Here is a 19,128-nt window from a genome sequence, read left to right on the forward strand (position 1 = left end):
TTTAATTTTTTTCTTTCTGGGCTTCTAAATCCAATATGAGCTGATACGACTGATTTGAATATACAGTTTGTAAATTTAATTCGGAATTTTTTGTACCATAATACTGAATCATCAAATAGCTCATTAATAACGAAGTCAGAAAGCCAGCCAAAATGATTACTCCAAAAAATCCAAATGCTTTCCTGTAAATTAATTCTTCACTATTTAAAGCTGGGTTCGCGGTTTTTGAAACTTCTTTTGGTTTTACAAAAAAATGAATAATGACACCATATAGCGGTAAGAAGATATTCGAAACGGTTTCATCACCTAATTGATAATCTATTGTTTTGACGGCTTCATTTTGCTTGGTGAAGCCAACCAGTTTTTCTTTTTCAAACTCCAATCGTAAATTAGTTGAAAACAAGACCTCTTTTTTCAGGACATTATTAACTAAGGCCGCTAAAAATGAACCAATGTAAACATCAATTACCTGAAATCCTTTTTTTGAAATTTCGAAATGGTTTCCTCAACAATGTTTTTTCTGCAGAAACTAATAAAATTAGATTTTAGTCCTTTTAAATCAGTAAAATAAATAGCATTATGGTCAATGTTTTTTTGCCAGCTTACATCAGCTTCATTATCAAAATCGATTTCTTTATTTAAAACTCCTTTTCCTTCGATAACAATTAAAACAGGCAGTTTTTTATCTGTTGATTTGTTTAATTCTTCAAGGGTTTCAAAAGTCTGTTTAGTGACTATAGAAATCTTGTTTGCTTTCTTTTTAATAGTCAGCAAATTATAGATATCATAATCTTCTCTTTTGATTACACCAACAACATTTAAGTCGTTTATTTTTATAAATTTAGATAAAGTAGCTAACATTAATAAATAACCGTTGGTTTAATAAAAATATGAAGTTTAGAATCACTTTTGCCTTTTTTTCTACTGCTAAAAAACCATTTGATAACAGGGATTCTTGATATTAAGGGAGTACCAGTACCTGAGTTTTCTTTTTTTAGTTCATCTAAACCGCCTAACAAAATCATTTCACCATTTTTAACCCTAACCAAAGATTCAAACTTTTGAGTAGCTTTTCCGGGAGGAGCATCTTCACCGGCTCTGGCTAAAAAGGAACTTTTTTCTACAGCAATAGTCAAGGTTACGTTTTCATCGGTAGAAACGTATGGTTTTATCGATACACTTAAATTAGCATCGGTTGATTTCCATGTTCCGGAATTTAAGATATCATTTCCGATGTTGCTGTTTATTAGTCGGTTATTTTGTTCAAAATAATAGCTGGTTTCTCCAATTGACAGTTTTGCTTCGTGTCCGCTTATGGTGGCTATCTTAGGTGTAGATTCAATTTTTAGGGCCGAATTACTTTCTAAAAGTTTCAGGTTGAGATAAAATGATTCGGTTACTTTTCCTAATTTAAAAAGACCAAAACCATTAAAAGCATCAATTAAACTATTTACGGAAGATCCGTTTAAAGTCATATCAGAGTTGGGAAATAATACTCCGCCAGTCTGGACCGAATTTATTTTGTCTAATCCGGCCTTTAGACCGGTTTGAATGTCATATGATTTATTGTACTGTACGATGATAACTTCAATTTGTACCATCGGTACGACCTTATCAATTTGTTTGATGTATACTTTTAATTCTTCAAGTATAGATCTTGATCCGGAAACAATTAATCCGTTTAATTCTATAAATTCTTTTATTTCTAATTTTTCCGAAAAAACTTTTGGTAATGTATTAATTATGGATTCAATAGATCTGTTTTCCAGCTGAATCATTTCCGTTATTCTTAATCCTTCTGTAGCTTCTTCACCAATCAGATATAAATTATCCTGTTTTTTAAAAGTATATTTTTTTCCTTTAAAAATGTTTGACAGCAATTCATCAAAAGTAATATTGTCAGCAGAAAGTGTAGTTTTTTCGTTTTCGGGCTTATTGTATAAAAAATAATTAATGTGCAGTTTTTCTGCAGCTTCGGTTAATAAATCAGAAGCATCGGCCATGTAGGCATTAACCTGTAAAAAACCATTTTTATTGATATTTACTTCATAAAAACCGGGAACTCCAAGACCTACTTTTGGTTGTTTTGCTTTAGCATTGGTGCTTACTGTATTGATATTGGCAATTGTGTTTTTTTGCAGAAAATAAAATCCGTTGTCATCTTTCACAGCAGATAAATCGTTTGATTTTGCCATCATCTCAATCACCTGATCGAAAGCACGATTCAGGATGTAAGAAGAAATTCGGATGTTTTTTATATCCTGTGCCAGAATCACATTTTTTCCTGATTTATCAATAATAGCTTTAGCTACAGCAGATAAAGTGTCGTTTTCTACTCTTACTGATAAAAAGTCATTTTGAGGATTGTACGTAACATCTATAATTTTAGGCTGCTTTTTTGGAACAACAGTTATGACTTTTCTTTTTTTGAAAATTATAATATTATTCATGAAGGAAACTTCAAGATCGTATTTCTGAGAAAGATGAATAAAAACATCTTTTACCGTAACATCAAAGAAATTATTGGCTATGGGCTGGTTTAATTCTATATCAACGTCTATATTAAGCTGATGTTCTTCAGCTATTGAAGAAATAAAATCATGCAGGGTAAGTCCTGAAACATCAATTTTAATAGTCTCGTTTAATCCTTTTTTTTGTATTGAGAGTTCGTCAAATTTTCTACTTAATTCAACAATATCCTGTTGTGCTACAAGAATGTTGGAAAAAAATAACGCGGTTAGTACGCAAACAACCTGTTTAAGCATTTATTATATGTTTATTAAAATTGAATATATTTCTTCCAGAGAAGTTTCTCCGATGGCTAAAATCTCAAATGCTTTTTCGGGCAGTGATTTATAGCTCTTATCATTATTATATAATTTGGTAATGGTATTATTTTTGATTGCTTCGGCAATTTTGTTGTCAATATTTACTATTTCGTAAATTGCTGTCCTTCCTTTATAACCTGTATGAAAGCATTGATTGCAGCCCACAGGTTTGTAATAAGATGAAATTTCGAAAGGGAATTTAAAATTTAGAGGAAAATCTTTAGGATTACTGACTGTTTCTTTTTTACATTTATCACAAAGTTTCCTAACCAGTCGCTGGGCTACAGATAAATTTAGGGTTTCGGCAATTAAGTAGGAGGGAACTCCCATGTCAATCAGCCTTGATATGGTTCCTATTGCTGAATTAGTGTGGATAGTTGATAAAACCAAATGCCCGGTCAATGAAGCACGAATTGCCATTAAAGCAGTTTCTGAGTCACGAATTTCTCCCAGCATGATTACATCAGGATCCTGACGTAAAAAAGATTTTAAGGCAGAAGAAAATGTTAAGCCAATATCTTCCTTAAGCTGTACCTGATTAATTCCTTTTAAAGTATATTCAATAGGATCTTCAACGGTTACAATATTTCTTCGGCTATCGTTGAGTAATCTTAAAGTAGCATAAAGCGTAGTGGTTTTTCCTGAACCGGTTGGACCGCTTATCAAAATAATTCCGTTAGGTTTTTTTACAGCTTCAAGGTAGCTTTCTAATTCTTCTTTTTGAAGTCCTAAAGTACTGAGATCTATATTTGATGCATCCTGACCTAAAAGACGCATTACTATTTTTTCTCCAAATAATGTTGGTAAAATAGAAACCCTGATATCAAATGATTCATTGGTAATTCTTCCGTCTTGTGGAAGCCTTTTTTCGGTAATGTTTAATTTGGATTTAATCTTGACCTTGTTAACTAATTCAAGATAATTATCCTGTTCTATTTTGTAGCGTTCAATTAATTGACCATCAATTCTGAAACGAATTCGTGATGAATCTTCATAAACTTCAAAATGAATATCACTGCACTTTAAAGATTTTGCTTCGGTAAGCAGGTTTTCAAGAAAATCGCCCTTATCTACATTTAAGGATTTGTTTGAAGTTAGCGCTCTTTCCTTTCGGTAATATATAGACAATGCTTTTTCTATTTCGGCAGCATTTACAGGATGAAAAACAATATTTTTTCCCAAAAACAATTCTAATTCGTCTTTAGCGTCTTCATTATTATTAGCATCATCAACGTATAATTCTAAAGTGTTCTCAAGTAATGTTTTTGGCAAAACACGATACTGGTTGGCCAAATCATTAGAAACAGTATGCTGTATTTCAGGAAGGATTTTGATTTCTTGTTCCATTATAATAAAGTGATTTTCTGAAAATCAATCAAGCTGTCTTTCAGTAGTATAATGAATAAAAATAAAGCCGAAAACCCTGCTAACGGAACAGTTTCTTCTTTAATAAACTTCTTCAGTCCCAATTGCATCAAAATCGCAAATAGCATGGATAAAATAAAATATAAAATATAATTTTTTAATAAAAACAGGGGAGTAATAGCCACGTAGAATAACAAGTCTCCTAATCCGAAATAATGTTCGAACGGGTTCAGAAATTTTTTAGATTTCAAACTCATATAAAGTGTTAGTATGCCTAATGTAATGAAGAAGAAACCTGTATTGAAAAGGAATATTTCTACTAAATCATATTTTTTTAAAGGAACTATAAGAAAGGATATACCAAAGATTACGATAGGTAAGATGATATGAATTCTTCTGTATTTTATGTCCTGAAAAAAAATAACTATTAAACAGAATAACAAAATTGCTGGGGCTATTTTCAATTTATTCTTTTGTTACTTCCGTTAGTATTTTTTTACTGTCAATTTCCCATGTATTGAAACTGCCATCACCGTCCAGATCAGATGTAGCTGTTGCCCTGGCAGAAAACGAATCATTAGAAGCTTCTAAAATTTCTATTTTATAAACTGCCTGTCCGCCTTCTTCAACTGTTTTTTCCTGTTCAAACCCAATTTCTTCTAAACTGCCTGAATATTTTGAATGCCTGTAGAAATAACTTTTTTCCAACCCGTAAACCTGATTTAGCATGGCCTGAGCTTCAATAGCTTTAGCCTGACCAATTACTGAGGTTTGATTTGGTAATACCATTAGCAATAAAATACCAATGATGCACAAAACAATTAAAATTTCTGTTAAAGAGTATGCTTTAACATATAGTTTTTTGTTTAATTTTTTATATACTCTAATTTTATTTAACATTTATGTGCTTTTTTCTGTGTTAAAATCTGTTAATTAATAGGTCGCAAAAATACAAATTGAATCGAAATAACTGCTATTTATTTATAATTTTACTTAAGTCAAACATTGGTGCATACATAGACACCATAATGACGCCAACAATTGCTCCAATTACAATAATAATCATGGGTTCCAGAATCACTCCGATCATTTTTGTCTGATGGCTTATTTCTTCATTATATTGTTCGGTTAACCTTTCAAACATAGTTTCCAGCTGGTTTACCTGTTCAGCAACTTCTACCATAGAAACCATTTTATTTTCGAAAACCGTATGCTTTTTTAAGCTTTCATTTAAAGAAGCTCCTCTGGTAATGTCTTCCTTTATTTGGTTAATAGCGATTTCTATCGGATAAAAACCTATCATTTTTGCTGTTAAAGTTAGCGAGTTTATCAGGGTTGTTTTAGACGTAATCAACAAGTTCATGGCCTGACAAAACCGTGAAATGTAAATTTTCCGAATCAGGTTTCCGAAGTATGGAATTTTCAGAACCATATTTGTGGTAAACGATCTGTAGCTGTTTTTGTCTTTGAATAACATATGAATTGCAATCAAACCGACAATAATTCCAATGACAACAGAAAAAATAAGTCCGGAATGATTTGATATTTTCAGAATAATCTGTGTACTTTTTGGCAGTTCGCTTCCAAATTGTTTAAAGACCGAACTAAACATTGGAACCACTTTATTCAGCATGAAATAAAGAACCAAAACGGTAACCAGCATCACAATTGTCGGATAAGTCATTACCGATATGATTTGCCTTTTCATCTGAATTTTTCGGTTGAAATATTTTTGCAATTCCCCTAAAACTTCTTCTAATTTTCGGGTTTCCTCACCAATCTGAATACTGTAATATTCATAAGGTGAAAACTGGTTGGTTTCAAGCATCGATTCGTAAATACTTCTTCCTTCAACGACTTTTTCCTTGATTTGCAGAATAAGCTCTTTCTCAAATTTATTATTAGACTGATTGCCCAGAATTTCTAATGCCTTTTTAAAATCAACACCTGATCGCAAAAGCATTCCTAATTCTCTGTAGAAAATCTCCTTTTTTTATCTGAAAGTTTTTTAGAAAACTGAAAAGAACCGGTTTCAATCCTGAAATCTTTTTTCTCAGCCTTTGTGGCTTTGTATGTCGTTAAATCAAAACTCATTTTTTAATTGTTTGTAATAATTCATTAGGATATACTCTCTTATAAAATCGTAAATCCATTTCCTTTTCGTTTGATTCTATGTTTAATTTTATTTTTTGAAAAACAAATTGTTCCGATTTGCTTTTTACGGTGTCCATTATCATTCTGTTTAATTTTATTCGGAATGTATCAATGAAAGTTTCACTGTTTCTCAGGATATAATCGTCTGAGAACTGATACAAAACTCTTTCTCCTGCATATCCGTTAAACGCTATTTCAGTTTCATAAACCGTCATTTTTTCCTTTTCAAAAATATCTTTGTTCAAACTATAAGTTAATCTATTCAAATCATTTACTAATTGATTCTGGTTTTTAAAGTCCAGCATCCTTCCGGTAACAATTGAAAAAATAACGAACAAAATTCCCATGATAATAGCCGTAATAGCCATACCAACAACCGCTTCGATAATGGAAAAAGCGGGTACATATTTTGAATTGTTATGGGCGGATCTGAACATAAAAGCTTTTTTGAAACTTAAATTGTGTACTGTCTTTATAGTCGATCGAAATCTTTTTAAGTTCAGTATTGATATTTTCTTCTTCTATCAAAAGATTTTCATCTTCACTTTCGTTAGACAATGAATCACTTTTTAGTTGTGATAAATAAAAAAGTTCATTGACCTTATTCTGGGTGCTGTAAAATTTGGCAGAAGTTTTTGGCGTGTAAACCGAAGCAAAAATCATGACGGCAAAATACAGGCAGATCGAGATAATGGTCAGTGCAATAACCGATTCTAATATGGAGTTGGCTGCGGGTTTATAATACTTTTTTGATAACACCATAGGTTGTTTTTTGAGTGTTAAACAATGGAATCGAAATATAATAATCAGGACGTTTTTCAGTATTGATTTCGATATCGCTGATCAGGTTTTCGTAGGAAGAAGAACTGGTTTTCAGAAAAAACCGATTCGTATAAACCGAACCGTAAACATTGCTTCTGAGCATGAGTTTCCCGCTGCAGTACAAATCGCCAAACAGCAGCCCATCTTCGTCTATTTCGATTGTATTTTTATCCATCCTATCTGTTGTGCTGCCAAACAAAACAACAGCACCGGTTATCTGGCATCCTTTTTTTATTTTTATTTTAGATGCTTCAAGACTTTCATTATACACGCAAATTACCGATGGATAGTTTAAGGTAACCTTTTCTTCTAATTCAATACCTTTTGTTGCAAATGCCTGAACAGTACCTTTAAAACCTTCTTCAAAAGTTATTTTCGGAGCCATTAAAATAACATCTTCCAGAACTGCATTTTTTTTAACCCGGATAGAATCTTCAGAGCGTAAAATGAAATTACCTTTGAAGATGATATTTCCTAAAGTCGATTTTACCTGAATTTCTTTGGTGGTATTAAAAAAAGAATTGTAGTACAAGGAGTCTTTTGGTTTTTCTACTTCGGAGAGTTTTATTTTTTCAGACTTTATGCCTTGAAATATCTTTTTGAAATCAGGATTTATTTCGGGTAAAAAAGGTTCAGAAATAGCCTTTTCTCCTTTTACAACAAGCTGATTCAGATTGTTGTTGATATAAGACGTTTCAATAAAAGGACTTGGAAGCTGATTATTACCTATCAGTTTTACTTTTCCGGAATAGTAAAGTGATTTTGATAAGTTGGTCAGATAAATGGCATTTTTATCTGTATTTCGTGCGCCAACAAAATGTACAGAGGAAACCGTGTCATTTGAAACATAGGACCTGGCTAAAATCAAAGACAGCAGCCCGTATGGTTTTGTTTCGTAGCTTCCTTCGATTCCTGAGTTTTCGTCTTTTTCAATCTCTGTCGGAATCGTTTTGTTTCCCAAAGCAAAGTTTAAAACCGATTGATTCTGGATATAAAGTTCTTCCTGCAGGTTGTAATACAAATTAAGCTGACTGAACAGATTTGAAAAATACAACAGCGCTCCGCAAATAATAGAAACAATCAGGCAAATATAAATAGCGTACAACAAACTATGGGCCTTAACCATTATTGAGGGGCTTTATCTTTCTTTTTGAAAAGATTGTTAAAGAAGGTTGTGACCTTAGAATCTTTTTTAGGCTGATTTTTGGATTGTTCTTTAGCGGCCTTTTTTGCTTGTTTTTCAGCTTCTTTTTCTGCTTTTTGTGCAGCAGCAGCTCTTTCTTTTTCTTTTTTGATTCTCTCTTTTTCTAATGCTTTTTCTTCTTTTTCTTTGGCTTTGTAGTTGGCCAGTTTCAAAGCATCAGAAGTAGCTTCTAATTCTTTTTGTGTTTCCTTTACTTTTTCTAGTTTAGCATTTTCCTGTTTGATTCGGTATTGTTCAGACTTCGTGAAAATTTCTTTTTGTTTAACGATTACACCTTTTTTGTAGGTTGTAATTTCTTTGGTTTCCGTATTGGTCCATTTACCGGTTTTAAGGTTCGCACTGAATTTTCCGTTTTCTACCAAAGTACCATTTTCATTATATCTGAAATATTTTCCGTGGCGTAAGCCTTTAAAATAACTAAGTGTAGTAGCCAACACACCATTTGCATGCCAGGTTTTCCATAAACCAACACGTAGTCCTTCTTTAAACTGCCCTTGTTCTGCCAGCTGATTGCTGTGGTACATTTTTATAAATTTGTCATGAAGTAAAACCCCTGCAAAACCGCCCTGAGCTTCGTGTATAAGACCGCCTTTGAACCAATAATAGGTTTTATCCAGCTTAGGGTCTATTTTTTTATCAGTAGTATAAAATTCGTATCTGAAATCTTTATCAGAGATTCTTTTTATGGTGTAAGGATCAGCAAAAGAAACTAAGGCAAAGGTTAAAAATAATAATATAAAGCGTTGAATAGTAGTTGTTCTCAATGTACAAGGGGCGTTTTTATAGGCGAAGCAAGATAGTTTTTTTTTATTATCCTGCAAAAATAATTTGTACGTTTGATAGGACTAATATTTTATTAACAAGATGGAAGGGAATGACTAATTTTGAAAGTGAAAAAAGGTTTTTATTTCTCGTGTTTCAGTAACTTTGAAATGTCGAAAATTGCTGAAAACTGCAATTTTGAAGTTTTTAAATTGCATAAAGGTTCTTTTATTTATTGACATTAGCCGGGATTGGATTACTATCCTTTTGGAATGCTAGTGCCATCAAGCCATGGAAAGTCTGAATCCTATCGTTATGGGTTTAATGGTATGGAAAAAGATGATGAATTAAAAGGTGATGGGAATGCCATAGATTATGACAAAAGATTTTATGATACTAGACTTGGAAGATTTTTATCTATAGACCCTTTAGAAAAAAATTTCCATGGTACACACCTTATCAATTTGCGGGTAACACACCGATTCAAGCAATTGATTTGGATGGCGCTGAAGAGTTTCATTATACATTAACTGCAGATAAGAAAGGGAAAATTCATCTTACTTTAACAAGTTATAAAACACATAATCATGTAACACTATTGTGGGGTTTAATTGATAGGTATTATAAAATTCCCGTAAAAAGATATTTGGTTACTCATAATAATACTAAATATTATATTGGTTTTGCTGGCACTTATGGAAATGGCAATCAAGAGAAAAGCGAAATGTTTGAAAATATTCGCGATGCACAACATATGTGGACTTTATCAGATTTTAAAGATTCATTTAATTCTGAAGCTCAATCAAATTATCAGTCAACTGTACAAACTGTTATCAATATTCAGAATAATACGGTTATGTATGGTCCAATAAACGAGACTGCTTGGTATACTCCAAAAGATAGAAAAAATAAGGGTTATGGACCAGACCCAGGTGTAATAGAGGTTAGTCCAAGAGTTAAATCAGTTGCTCTATTCAAAAAATATAATCCAAAAAATGCAACTGAGTTTGTTTTTGATGCAGAAACTCAGACATTTGTTGTTGGAAAAGTTCAAAATTCTACTGCTGGTTTATCACCACATCAGAATTTAGCAAAATCAATTGATAATAATAATGTTGTTGGAGGTCTTTTTAAAAGAGGAGAAAATGGTGAAATAATTACTAATGAGATGTCAGGACATTATCATCAAAACTGGACTCCAGAAATTAGACAAAAGTTTAAGACTTTTTTAGAGAGCAAAACAGGACAAACTGTAAAACATAGTGAAGGACCAACTTTTTAATTGTTATGAAGAGATACTTAAAATTTACAAATGATGACTATATAGTTCATGAAAATAAGGAGATTAAATTTAAAAAAATTGCAAATTTTGAATCTATAAATTTTTCATATGGTATGTGTGAATTAGGATGGCTGATAATCCGAGAAAAATTTGGAACAAAACTTATATTGTGGCAAAGTAGTGATTTTAGAGATTTTCTTGTTCTATTGGAAATTGATTTTACTGAGTTTCAAAATTCTTTTATAGATAAAAATCTGGAATTTAAAGATGTTTTTCCAATACAAGAGATATTATCTATGATTCTTGGTTCAGAATCAAATTATTGGGCAGAACTTTTTACAAATTTGCTAATTAAAGAGAAAAGTTTTCAATCAAATATTTTATCAGTATTTGATAATTATAAAATAAATAAATGGGCTAGTCAACGATTAAAACATAATGTTTTAAAGATAAGGAGTATCATTAACAATCAAAAAAAAACTGATGGCTCGGATATGTGAACACAACTATAGTAAAGATCCCAGATTACTATGTAAACGAAACGATAGCGTAGAATTGCATTCCGTGCCCGCAACGATGAGCCACAAAGTATTAAAACTACAACCCTAAAAAAGTTGTAGTTTTTTATTTACATCCTAGGCAATTTTAAGCTCTCACTTAAAATTGTATTTTTGAAAAAAAACAAAAACATGAAAAAAACGAGTCCAATTATACCCTTATTCAATCAATTCATTAAAGAAACCGAGACAGGGAAACGACTCAAAAAGAATGGAGAAAAGATAAAACCGGACTCCATTCAAAACTATAAATATGTATTGAATAATTTGATCCGGTTTTCGAGTGAAACTAAATTTGAATTGCGTATTTGTGATGCTTCCAAGCTGGACAAACGCGAACTGACATCTGAAAAAAGCTACTGGAAAAAATTCTACCAAAATTCTACAGAATTCTTATATAAAAAAGGCTGCCATGACAATTACGTAGGTGCCAATATCAAAGTGATTCGGGTATTTTTTAATTATCTCAAAAATGACAAAGACTTAAATACAGGCGATTTTCAGCGTTTGTTTTATGTTCGGAAAGAAGAAATTGAAATTTTTGTACTATCTCCGGAACAGTTAAAATTTCTAATTCACGATAAAGAATTCGAACAAACTTTAATTCCTAGTTACAGACGCATTAAGGATATTTTTGTTTTTGGCTGTACCACTGGTTTGCGCTACTCAGATATTTTTTTGTTAACCAATAAAAACTTCGAAAAAATAGAGGGGGAATGGTATTTAAAACTGAAATCCAAGAAAACTAAAACCTTTAGCTTTATCAAATTATCTGCTTATGCCGTAACTATTTTCCAGCGTTACACAACATCAAACAATAAAGCCACTCTTTTTGGAAACACGAGTTTATTTAATTTCAATAAAAGTTTAAAACAAATAGGGGAACTCGCTGGTTTTACGACTCCTATAGAAGTTTCCAGAGAGAAACAGGGCAAAACTCAACGCATCACTAAAAAGACAGACACTGCTAAAAATCGTTTTTGTGATAAAATGAGTTCTCACATGATGAGACGGACCGCCATTACCACATTATTAATTTTAGGAATGCCGGAACATTTAGTCCGCAAAATTAGCGGGCATAGTCATGCCAGTACTTCTTTTAATCGTTATGTACATTATGCACAGGCATATATGGATAAGGAAATTGAGAAGGTTCATAGCAAGCTGGAGAGTTATTAAAATAAAAAACTACAACTTTTTAAGGTTGTAGTTTTAATACTTTGTTTCTTATCGTTGTGGGCACAGAATGCAATTCTGCGCTAACGTTGCGATGATATATCTGAGACATCTGGTTTTGTAAATTAAAAAAACTACAACTTTTTTATGGTCGTAGTTTTAATACTTTGTGGCTCATTGTTGCGGGCACAGAATGCAATTCTGCGCTAACGTTGCGTTGATATATCCGAGACATCGGGGTTGCTTTTTTGCTTAATTATGTTTGTGGCTCATCGTTGCGGGCACAGAATGCAATTCTGCGCTATCGTTGCGGTGATATATCCGAGCGATCGGGGGCTATCATCGTGGTAACATATCCGAGCCATCGGGGTTTATTCTATTTGTTCTAGAAAGCCTTTTTTTAGTAATTCTTTAAACTTAATATTATCTAAATCACATTCTGAATTTAAAAGCTTATAAATATTTCCTTCATTATTGTTTACAATGAAAGGTAGGTTTCCTACCAACAAATAGGATGTATTTCCATTATGCAGATATTCAAATGAATTGTATGCAACTAACACAAAATCAAAAAACTCTTCATAGTACTTATCATCTATATCTAATTTCAATCCAATATCTTTCTCCATATCTAGGAGGATTTTTCTAACTTGCAAATAAGCCTTTTCCTTGTTAATCATAATTTAATTTGTTGGTAAAAATTTTAAATTCGAATACTTATTAATGTCAGCTGCTTTTCCTGTCTGTCCATCTAAATATCTAATTGTTCCATTTTGATTTACAACATTAAAAACATGTCCACCACCCCTTTTTGTTTCCCCAAATATAATACCTCTTTTACCAATAGACAATTCTTCTAATTTGGATACGTTCGTATTTACAAATTTCGCACTGTAATGTTTTTCTAAAACAGATATTGCTACTGGTCCATTTGTATACTGCCCTTCTGGAGTAAGAGCTTTTGGCATTGCCGTACTTTTTATTCCTTGTAATTGTAAATCTGTTGAGATTACACAATTAGTACAATTCATATTTCCTAATTGAGTTCCTTCAATTGAGCGATTTATATTAGCAATACTTCCTGCTTCAGGGTAACGTTGCGTTGATATATCCGAGCCATCGGGAGTTATTCTAAATAGTAAACTGCATCATAACTTCCATATTTTTTTTTATTTAGTATATATGATTTAGTAACATAATAAATTGTTTTGCCATTTCGAATTGAATCGTAATCAATATTCTCAAAAAAATAAGTTTTCTTCGTATCTTTAATATTAATGATTAGTTTATAATCGTGCTTTTGCACAAAACTTTTTTTAAGTTGAAAATAATACTTTGCTTCCTTAAATAAGGTATATGCTGTATCTACTTTATTTTTATATTGAAAATTAACCCATTGTGATGATATTTTTTTATTTTTATAAAAATCTTCTAATATAATACTGTCAGTATTGATTAAATCCAATTTAGTAATTAACTTGGGATTAAATTCTAATAATATTTTATCTTTTTTTACAACATTAGTAGATTTTTTTTCTAAATTTTCATCTCCTTTTTTACAACTTATCAAAATAAAAAAAACACTAATAATATAGCACTATGTATTTTCATATATTTCTTATTTAGTAGGTTTACCTTGTACATAATTCATAATTGCACCATTCTCTATTTGACCTTCTGTTACTGTGATTGTGTATTCTTTTTTCCCCCACGTTTGAACATTAAATTGATATAATTGTTGACCAAGTATATTTTTCCCCGCTTCTTGTAGACCTCCTAAATAATTTACAGCATGACGGCCATCTTGAATACCTGGGATTGCAGAAGCTGTTGTTAAGTCGTACATAATTGCTGCTTTAACATTTAAAATTATGGCGTAACCTGCACGAAATTTTGTATCAATGTTTTTTAAAGTTTGCGAACCTGAATTTTTTTCATTAGGGCGAATAGCTTTTACATCTTTAAAATTTAATAATTTTTTCATTAAAAACATTTCTTCTGTTGCTGAATTTTCAGTTGGTCCAATATCCTCGCCTTTATCATTAACTTTACCTGAGTAGTCAGGCTTATCCCTGTGCGCATTTAAAGTTTGTTGAAGACTAGCTAATATAAGCCAATCAGTGCTATAATTTTTTTCGTGAGTAATTTTTGTGTTTTTAGGGTCAATATTTTGAAGATCTTCTCCAGGATGAAAAACAAACTGATTATACTTAGCTTCTCCAGTGTTATATAATTTCATTATCGTTTGGCTGAAACCTTGGCAATCTTCTTTAATCCATAAATAAGTAATAGCAGCTAGGACGCATGTACCAGAACTTTGTTGATTAATAGCCATGGGATGATCCTCTAAATAGTTTAATCGTGCGGTAACTAATGATTTGTTGAGTTTTGTAAATTCAAGTCCTTCAAGTTCAACCCCATCGATAACTCTATTTTCGGAAAAAGCATATGGACTATTCCACGAGTACTTTTGCGCCAAAGGATCCACCGCAAAAAACCTACCAACCCTAGGATCATGCATCCTAAAAGTATAATTCAACGAATTCCCTTCACCACCTTTAATTTCATCATCCTTCTCCTGTCCCTGGAAGCCATAACGATAAGAATCCGAACTACCATGTCTAGTAGGCACTAACTGTCCAAAAGGATAGTAATCTGAGTAGCTTCGAACGTCTGGCGAAAAAGCAATAACAGAAACCTGATTAGTTGCAGATTCAACGGCTGTATTAACATTATCGAGCGTAAATACTTCCTCTAAATTTCCGTCTTCCCTGTTTTTTAACCATTCAATATTTGTAACTACGCCAGTTGCGATAAAAGTTATGCTGTTCCTTCCTGAAGTTTTATCCGTTTTTTGCTGGAAAGGTACTCCAAAATTGGATGCTCTTACCTTAATTTCAGGAGAAGTAGTCAGTTCCAGGTCATAAGTTACGGTATATTTTTTACCGGTTGTTGTAAGCATAGAATATACAACTCCAGTACCCAATCCCTTAGCGGTTATTACCAGTTTATTGGTATTTGTTGTAACTATTGCAGCATTTGCTGCACTCCAGTTATTATCTGCATTAATGTTTGCCCAGCCAGTGAAATTAAAATCATTAAGTGTCGTCAACCCAGGCACATTGATTGTTCCTGCTAGTTTCCTGTCGCTAATTACCGAAAGAACGTTACCTAAATGGTTCGATAATTCATATTGTTTGTCTCCTACAAAACGATAGGCAGTGAGTGGGGTAGTGGCAAATGAATTTTTACCCATACCTTGTGCCAGTCCTTCGCAGGCATCTCCAATACCGTTGTTGTTTTCATCCTTCTGATCAGGATTGTATATGGTTTTGCAATTGTCGCATGCATCGCCATATCCATCAGGATGTGGTTTTCCGTTTTCATCAACTTCGGTGTCGGCCTGGTCAAAGTTAGCATTATTTATACAATTATCACATACATCTCCCACACCATCTTTATCGGTATCTAACTGGTCAGTATTGATTTTTTTGCGACAGTTATCACATACATCCCCAACACCGTCACCGTCTTCATCTGCCTGGTCCGGATTGAATATATTCGGGCAATTATCTAGAGTATCTATATAACCATCACCGTCTTTGTCATCATCTTTAGCACCACAATAGGTTTGTGAAAATTGAGCACCAGCAGCCAATGTCATGGTATGATTAGTGGTAGAAGTAAAGGTCACTTGTGGCTGTGTAGTTCCTTCTTTATCCAAACTGAAATAATTGGTCAGGAGATCTTCTTTTTCCTGTCCGTTATCAATCGTATACCCAAAATCGCATATTTGGCTTTTTAGTGCATTGTATACTGTAGTATCATCTGGTTTATGAGTGATAGTTGTAGCTCCAACTGTATTTTGTGGCAATCTGATTCTTAGTCGAGGGGAATCATCCTGCATATTATCCTCCTCATCTCCGTCGTAATTAAGATGCTTTATTGCAGTTGTTTTATATTCATTTCCGTTTACCGTAATGGTTACAACATATTCACCTAATGTTTTACTAAGTTCAATATTTGCTTTTATATCCCATTCATCTTCCGGAATGCTCGGAGACATAATTTCATAATTGGTTGTATGTTTATAACTTCTATAGCTTAGACGCCATTTTTTGTGTGATTTTTTATACCTGTGATGCGTCCTTCTGTATTTTATAAGTGTAATCACTGGTTTGTAACCACTTGGTCCTTTTTTGACAGATAGTAAAACTGAGTTCAAGTAAGAACGGGCAGGACCCCTCGGCCACATGTCACCTTCTATATGAGTACTGTGCAAAGAAGCTAACAGATAAGTGCTGTTTGGTGTATCAGCAGCATCTATTTTTAGATGTCCGGTTAATTCTATTGCTAATGTTTGCTGTTTATCGCTATTAAATAAATTGATGGTATTTTCCGGTTTTTCGTTCCAGGTTGCGGCTCCAAATATACTATTTAGGGTTATACCAGCCAGAATGTTTTGAACAGGAGTTTCTGTCAGGGTCTGAGCCTCTGTACTGGCAGTAATTTTACTGTTCAGCGCTTTTCTAAGTAGCGTACCATTTTCCTCACTGATGAGTATTCTGCGGTTTTCAGTTCCAAGTCGGTTGCTGCCATAAATATCCTGTTCAACAAGGTAATAACTCGTTATATTGCCTTGTTTGATCATTTCGTAGGTACTCAGTACATTACCCTGTGCGTCACGCTCGTAATAAGTTGTCGTAGTTTTAGTAGGTGTCGTTACTATTTTCGCAATTCGGTTTCCTAAACCGTCATATTCAAAACTGATAACCGTTCCGTTATTTTTGGTAACCGATTTGACCTTACCATCGACACGCCAGTCAATGTTTAATCCTTCCTGCTTGTCTTGTTTTAACTGGCCAATATTATCATAAACATAATTTTCATCTTCGGTCTGGTTGTCAATGTCCAGAGAAGTATCATTAACGGTACCACCCGGAGCAACAAACACCCCGTTTCCTACAGCGTCATTAACACGTCTTAACTGGTTGTTGCCGTTATTGTACGTATAAGAAAGCTGATCCATAGGCGTAATCACACCGTTTAAACGATCTGCTCTGTTTAGGTTGTATAAATTTCCGTTTCGGTCATACGTGTAATTTGACCAATAACCATTTGAAGCAACCCCCGCCGTTGTAATCGACTTAGAAGTCATTTCCTTAATCCTGTTCAGCTGATCATATTTATAATAATTGAACTGAGTAGGAACTGTATTTTGCTCGTGATTTGTCAATGAAGTTACCATTTCTTTGATGTTTCCATTGAACAGATTATTCGTATCCAGTTCTAATGCCTGCGCTTTACTGAAACTAAATAACGTGTTATCTTTAGTAGTGCCCGCACGTGACTGGTAATCACCTTTGTAATAATTTAAAGCAAAACCAAAAGCATCCTGCGCTACACTCAGACCATCTTGACCGGCATCAAAAGCATAGCCCAGTTTCTCAGAGTTCACTCCTTTTAACCAGCCCTGTAGGGTATAGATATAATCAAGACCCTGAACTTGTTTGTCACCAAGCTCTAAACGTGCCAGCGGACCGTGATCGTAATACAGGTAGTTGGCTTCTTTTTCCCAGATGATATTGTCTTTACTGGTATAAACCTGCTTAATTCTGTTATCGGCATCGTATTCATAACGGTGTATGAACTGATCTTTTGCGTTGTTTGGCTGATAGGTAACCCTGTTTACGTTTCCGCTGATCAGGTCATAATCATACACTACCTTTTTAACAGCAACCCCCATACTTGTCAGTTTTGGGTTGTTGATGTGGTGCACCAGCTCTTTTACGTTTCCGTGTACATCATAATCATAGAAAATACCGTTGGCGTAACTGGTTACAGGAACCGCGCTTGTGAGCGTATCAAAATACAATACAGCAGTAACCCTTTTATGGTTGTTGTCTGATCCGTAAGTAGTAAACCAGTTTTGAGTGTCCTGTACAGGACTGTCATAAATAGTTTTGGTTACCTGTTCTGTAGCATCGGCAATATTGTATGGATAATTGATTGTTTTGGTAACAGCATCCGAAGAAATTAAATTTCCTCCGGCATCTGTCAAACGTCCGCTTTCGCTAATAGTTAAAGAAAGACCGGTTTTTGTTTTTAGCTGTCCGGCTTCTGTGATTCGGCCAAGACCATCGTAACGGGTATAGCTGAATTGTGAATTCCCAATCTGATTGGCATTTTGGCTGGCAATGATTCGCCCCAGTTCATCATAAGCAAAACGTGTCACACCTCCGTCAGGAGTTTGCTGCCATACGAGTTGGTTTAATGAGTTGTAGCGGTATTGTGTCTGCATTTTATGAAGCGGCAATACCGGAATATCATTTACCGGTGCTGTATCTTCTTTTTGCGAATTTGTTTTACGCAGGCTGTTGATAGTTTCGTCAGAAGAAGCCTTTAAGCGCTGTACACCTTCCGGCGGTACTGTCTGCACTAAATTGCCTGCCTGATCGTAATAGTACAAAGTATACTGGTACTCTTTATCAAAAGATTTTTGCGTTAGAGTTTCATTTATCCCTTCAAGCGCTTTTTTCAGGTAATTTTGTTTAAAAGCTTCTCTTTTATCGGTATAAAAAGCATCTGATACTTGCTGGATATTGGTATCGTTGATGGCTTTTTTATAGATCTCACAAGGTGTTTTTGTTCCCGGAACTACAGGAATTTCCAGACTAAAAGATGGAGTCATTGTAGCCGGCGCACAAATATCTTTTGAAATTGCATAAGAATTGGCAAAATCATTCCAGCTCTGAACCTCTACTTCTTCATCTTCCTGAGGAGTTGGGTTTTGGCTCTGGTTCTGAATGTAGGCTTGATAAGCATTAATTACATCATTCGTTCTGGGATTACCATATTTTAAATTGGTAGAACCAAATTGTGCAATACTTATGAATAATGGGCCCCAGCTCCCGCACGAATCCTTTCGTGTGGGCTTTTGAAACCGCACTCACACTCGTGCTCACAACCGCCTTTGCG

The 19,128-nt window shown here is 33.7% G+C and carries 20 protein-coding genes; 4 read left to right on the forward strand and 16 right to left on the reverse strand.

Annotation, left to right across the window (positions count from 1 at the left end; genetic code table 11):
* Position 1: 1 nt before the first annotated feature.
* The 12 genes from P5P89_RS14375 to P5P89_RS14430 form a co-directional block, all read right to left on the reverse strand.
* Positions 2-403, reverse strand: a complete 402-nt coding sequence (locus P5P89_RS14375) for a hypothetical protein (RefSeq protein ID WP_278008952.1) — start codon at positions 401-403, stop codon at positions 2-4.
* A 62-nt stretch (positions 404-465) separates the two neighbouring features.
* The gene (locus P5P89_RS14380; RefSeq protein WP_278008953.1) at positions 466-861 is read right to left on the reverse strand and encodes a hypothetical protein; all 396 of its coding nucleotides are present in this window, start codon (positions 859-861) and stop codon (positions 466-468) included.
* On the reverse strand, positions 861-2,765 hold the full coding sequence (locus tag P5P89_RS14385) for a type II and III secretion system protein (RefSeq protein ID WP_278008954.1): 1,905 nt from the start codon (positions 2,763-2,765) through the stop codon (positions 861-863). The genes P5P89_RS14380 and P5P89_RS14385 overlap by 1 nt, the downstream gene beginning before the upstream one ends.
* A 3-nt stretch (positions 2,766-2,768) precedes the next feature.
* Positions 2,769-4,175 carry a GspE/PulE family protein gene (locus P5P89_RS14390; protein ID WP_278008955.1) on the reverse strand — a complete coding sequence of 469 codons (1,407 nt, stop codon included), beginning with the start codon at positions 4,173-4,175 and terminating at the stop codon, positions 2,769-2,771.
* Positions 4,175-4,444, reverse strand: coding sequence for a hypothetical protein (locus tag P5P89_RS14395; protein WP_278008956.1), 270 nt, complete (start codon positions 4,442-4,444; stop codon positions 4,175-4,177). Before P5P89_RS14395 ends, P5P89_RS14390 begins: the two co-directional genes overlap by 1 nt.
* A gap of 214 nt (positions 4,445-4,658) precedes the next feature.
* Positions 4,659-5,093, reverse strand: coding sequence for a type IV pilin protein (locus P5P89_RS14400; protein WP_278008957.1), 435 nt, complete (start codon positions 5,091-5,093; stop codon positions 4,659-4,661).
* Between the two features lie 73 nt (positions 5,094-5,166).
* Positions 5,167-6,156 (reverse strand): type II secretion system F family protein, encoded by a 990-nt coding sequence (locus P5P89_RS14405; RefSeq protein WP_278008959.1) that lies wholly within the window; start codon positions 6,154-6,156, stop codon positions 5,167-5,169.
* A gap of 2 nt (positions 6,157-6,158) precedes the next feature.
* Positions 6,159-6,287, reverse strand: a complete 129-nt coding sequence (locus P5P89_RS14410) for a hypothetical protein (protein WP_278008960.1) — start codon at positions 6,285-6,287, stop codon at positions 6,159-6,161.
* Positions 6,284-6,784 carry a PulJ/GspJ family protein gene (locus tag P5P89_RS14415; RefSeq protein WP_278008961.1) on the reverse strand — a complete coding sequence of 167 codons (501 nt, stop codon included), beginning with the start codon at positions 6,782-6,784 and terminating at the stop codon, positions 6,284-6,286. The genes P5P89_RS14410 and P5P89_RS14415 overlap by 4 nt, the downstream gene beginning before the upstream one ends.
* A complete protein-coding gene (locus P5P89_RS14420; protein WP_278008962.1) occupies positions 6,765-7,109 on the reverse strand; it encodes a hypothetical protein in 345 nt (114 codons plus the stop codon). The genes P5P89_RS14415 and P5P89_RS14420 overlap by 20 nt, the downstream gene beginning before the upstream one ends.
* Positions 7,084-8,295 carry a hypothetical protein gene (locus tag P5P89_RS14425; protein ID WP_278008963.1) on the reverse strand — a complete coding sequence of 404 codons (1,212 nt, stop codon included), beginning with the start codon at positions 8,293-8,295 and terminating at the stop codon, positions 7,084-7,086. The genes P5P89_RS14420 and P5P89_RS14425 overlap by 26 nt, the downstream gene beginning before the upstream one ends.
* Positions 8,295-9,137: a toxin-antitoxin system YwqK family antitoxin gene (locus tag P5P89_RS14430; protein ID WP_278008964.1), complete on the reverse strand. Its 843-nt coding sequence runs from the start codon at positions 9,135-9,137 to the stop codon at positions 8,295-8,297. The genes P5P89_RS14425 and P5P89_RS14430 overlap by 1 nt, the downstream gene beginning before the upstream one ends.
* Before the next feature lie 276 nt (positions 9,138-9,413).
* Here P5P89_RS14430 and P5P89_RS14435 point away from each other — a divergent pair, with 276 nt between their 5' ends.
* The 4 genes from P5P89_RS14435 to P5P89_RS14450 all read left to right on the forward strand — a co-directional run bounded on the left by P5P89_RS14435 (position 9,414) and on the right by P5P89_RS14450 (position 12,153).
* Positions 9,414-9,665, forward strand: coding sequence for a hypothetical protein (locus tag P5P89_RS14435; RefSeq protein WP_278008965.1), 252 nt, complete (start codon positions 9,414-9,416; stop codon positions 9,663-9,665).
* Positions 9,632-10,417: a polymorphic toxin type 43 domain-containing protein gene (locus tag P5P89_RS14440; protein WP_278008966.1), complete on the forward strand. Its 786-nt coding sequence runs from the start codon at positions 9,632-9,634 to the stop codon at positions 10,415-10,417. Before P5P89_RS14435 ends, P5P89_RS14440 begins: the two co-directional genes overlap by 34 nt.
* A 5-nt stretch (positions 10,418-10,422) precedes the next feature.
* Positions 10,423-10,917: a hypothetical protein gene (locus P5P89_RS14445; RefSeq protein ID WP_278008967.1), complete on the forward strand. Its 495-nt coding sequence runs from the start codon at positions 10,423-10,425 to the stop codon at positions 10,915-10,917.
* A 171-nt stretch (positions 10,918-11,088) separates the two neighbouring features.
* A complete protein-coding gene (locus P5P89_RS14450; protein WP_278008968.1) occupies positions 11,089-12,153 on the forward strand; it encodes a tyrosine-type recombinase/integrase in 1,065 nt (354 codons plus the stop codon).
* A 368-nt stretch (positions 12,154-12,521) separates the two neighbouring features.
* Here P5P89_RS14450 and P5P89_RS14455 read toward each other — a convergent pair whose 3' ends face one another.
* The 4 genes from P5P89_RS14455 to P5P89_RS14470 all read right to left on the reverse strand — a co-directional run bounded on the left by P5P89_RS14455 (position 12,522) and on the right by P5P89_RS14470 (position 19,099).
* Positions 12,522-12,830, reverse strand: a complete 309-nt coding sequence (locus tag P5P89_RS14455; RefSeq protein ID WP_278008969.1) for a hypothetical protein — start codon at positions 12,828-12,830, stop codon at positions 12,522-12,524.
* 3 nt (positions 12,831-12,833) lie between these two features.
* The gene (locus P5P89_RS14460; protein ID WP_278008970.1) at positions 12,834-13,181 is read right to left on the reverse strand and encodes a toxin glutamine deamidase domain-containing protein; all 348 of its coding nucleotides are present in this window, start codon (positions 13,179-13,181) and stop codon (positions 12,834-12,836) included.
* A 95-nt stretch (positions 13,182-13,276) separates the two neighbouring features.
* Positions 13,277-13,720 (reverse strand): hypothetical protein, encoded by a 444-nt coding sequence (locus tag P5P89_RS14465; RefSeq protein WP_278008971.1) that lies wholly within the window; start codon positions 13,718-13,720, stop codon positions 13,277-13,279.
* A gap of 48 nt (positions 13,721-13,768) precedes the next feature.
* Positions 13,769-19,099 carry a thrombospondin type 3 repeat-containing protein gene (locus P5P89_RS14470; RefSeq protein ID WP_278008972.1) on the reverse strand — a complete coding sequence of 1,777 codons (5,331 nt, stop codon included), beginning with the start codon at positions 19,097-19,099 and terminating at the stop codon, positions 13,769-13,771.
* Between the last annotated feature and the right edge of the window lie 29 nt (positions 19,100-19,128).

The sequence above is a fragment of the Flavobacterium gyeonganense genome (assembly GCF_029625295.1).
GTDB lineage: Bacteria > Bacteroidota > Bacteroidia > Flavobacteriales > Flavobacteriaceae > Flavobacterium > Flavobacterium gyeonganense.

What these genes read in the sequence shown, in the direction of transcription:
- P5P89_RS14445 (WP_278008967.1), top strand. Translation starts at nt 10,423, where the DNA reads ATGAAGAGATACTTAAAATTTACAAATGATGACTATATAGTTCATGAA.
- P5P89_RS14415 (WP_278008961.1), bottom strand. Translation starts at nt 6,784, where the DNA reads ATGTTCAGATCCGCCCATAACAATTCAAAATATGTACCCGCTTTTTCC.
- P5P89_RS14405 (WP_278008959.1), bottom strand. Translation starts at nt 6,156, where the DNA reads ATGCTTTTGCGATCAGGTGTTGATTTTAAAAAGGCATTAGAAATTCTG.
- P5P89_RS14380 (WP_278008953.1), bottom strand. Translation starts at nt 861, where the DNA reads ATGTTAGCTACTTTATCTAAATTTATAAAAATAAACGACTTAAATGTT.
- P5P89_RS14385 (WP_278008954.1), bottom strand. Translation starts at nt 2,765, where the DNA reads ATGCTTAAACAGGTTGTTTGCGTACTAACCGCGTTATTTTTTTCCAAC.
- P5P89_RS14400 (WP_278008957.1), bottom strand. Translation starts at nt 5,093, where the DNA reads ATGTTAAATAAAATTAGAGTATATAAAAAATTAAACAAAAAACTATAT.
- P5P89_RS14410 (WP_278008960.1), bottom strand. Translation starts at nt 6,287, where the DNA reads ATGAGTTTTGATTTAACGACATACAAAGCCACAAAGGCTGAGAAAAAA.
- P5P89_RS14460 (WP_278008970.1), bottom strand. Translation starts at nt 13,181, where the DNA reads ATGAATTGTACTAATTGTGTAATCTCAACAGATTTACAATTACAAGGA.
- P5P89_RS14425 (WP_278008963.1), bottom strand. Translation starts at nt 8,295, where the DNA reads ATGGTTAAGGCCCATAGTTTGTTGTACGCTATTTATATTTGCCTGATT.
- P5P89_RS14420 (WP_278008962.1), bottom strand. Translation starts at nt 7,109, where the DNA reads ATGGTGTTATCAAAAAAGTATTATAAACCCGCAGCCAACTCCATATTA.
- P5P89_RS14455 (WP_278008969.1), bottom strand. Translation starts at nt 12,830, where the DNA reads ATGATTAACAAGGAAAAGGCTTATTTGCAAGTTAGAAAAATCCTCCTA.
- P5P89_RS14390 (WP_278008955.1), bottom strand. Translation starts at nt 4,175, where the DNA reads ATGGAACAAGAAATCAAAATCCTTCCTGAAATACAGCATACTGTTTCT.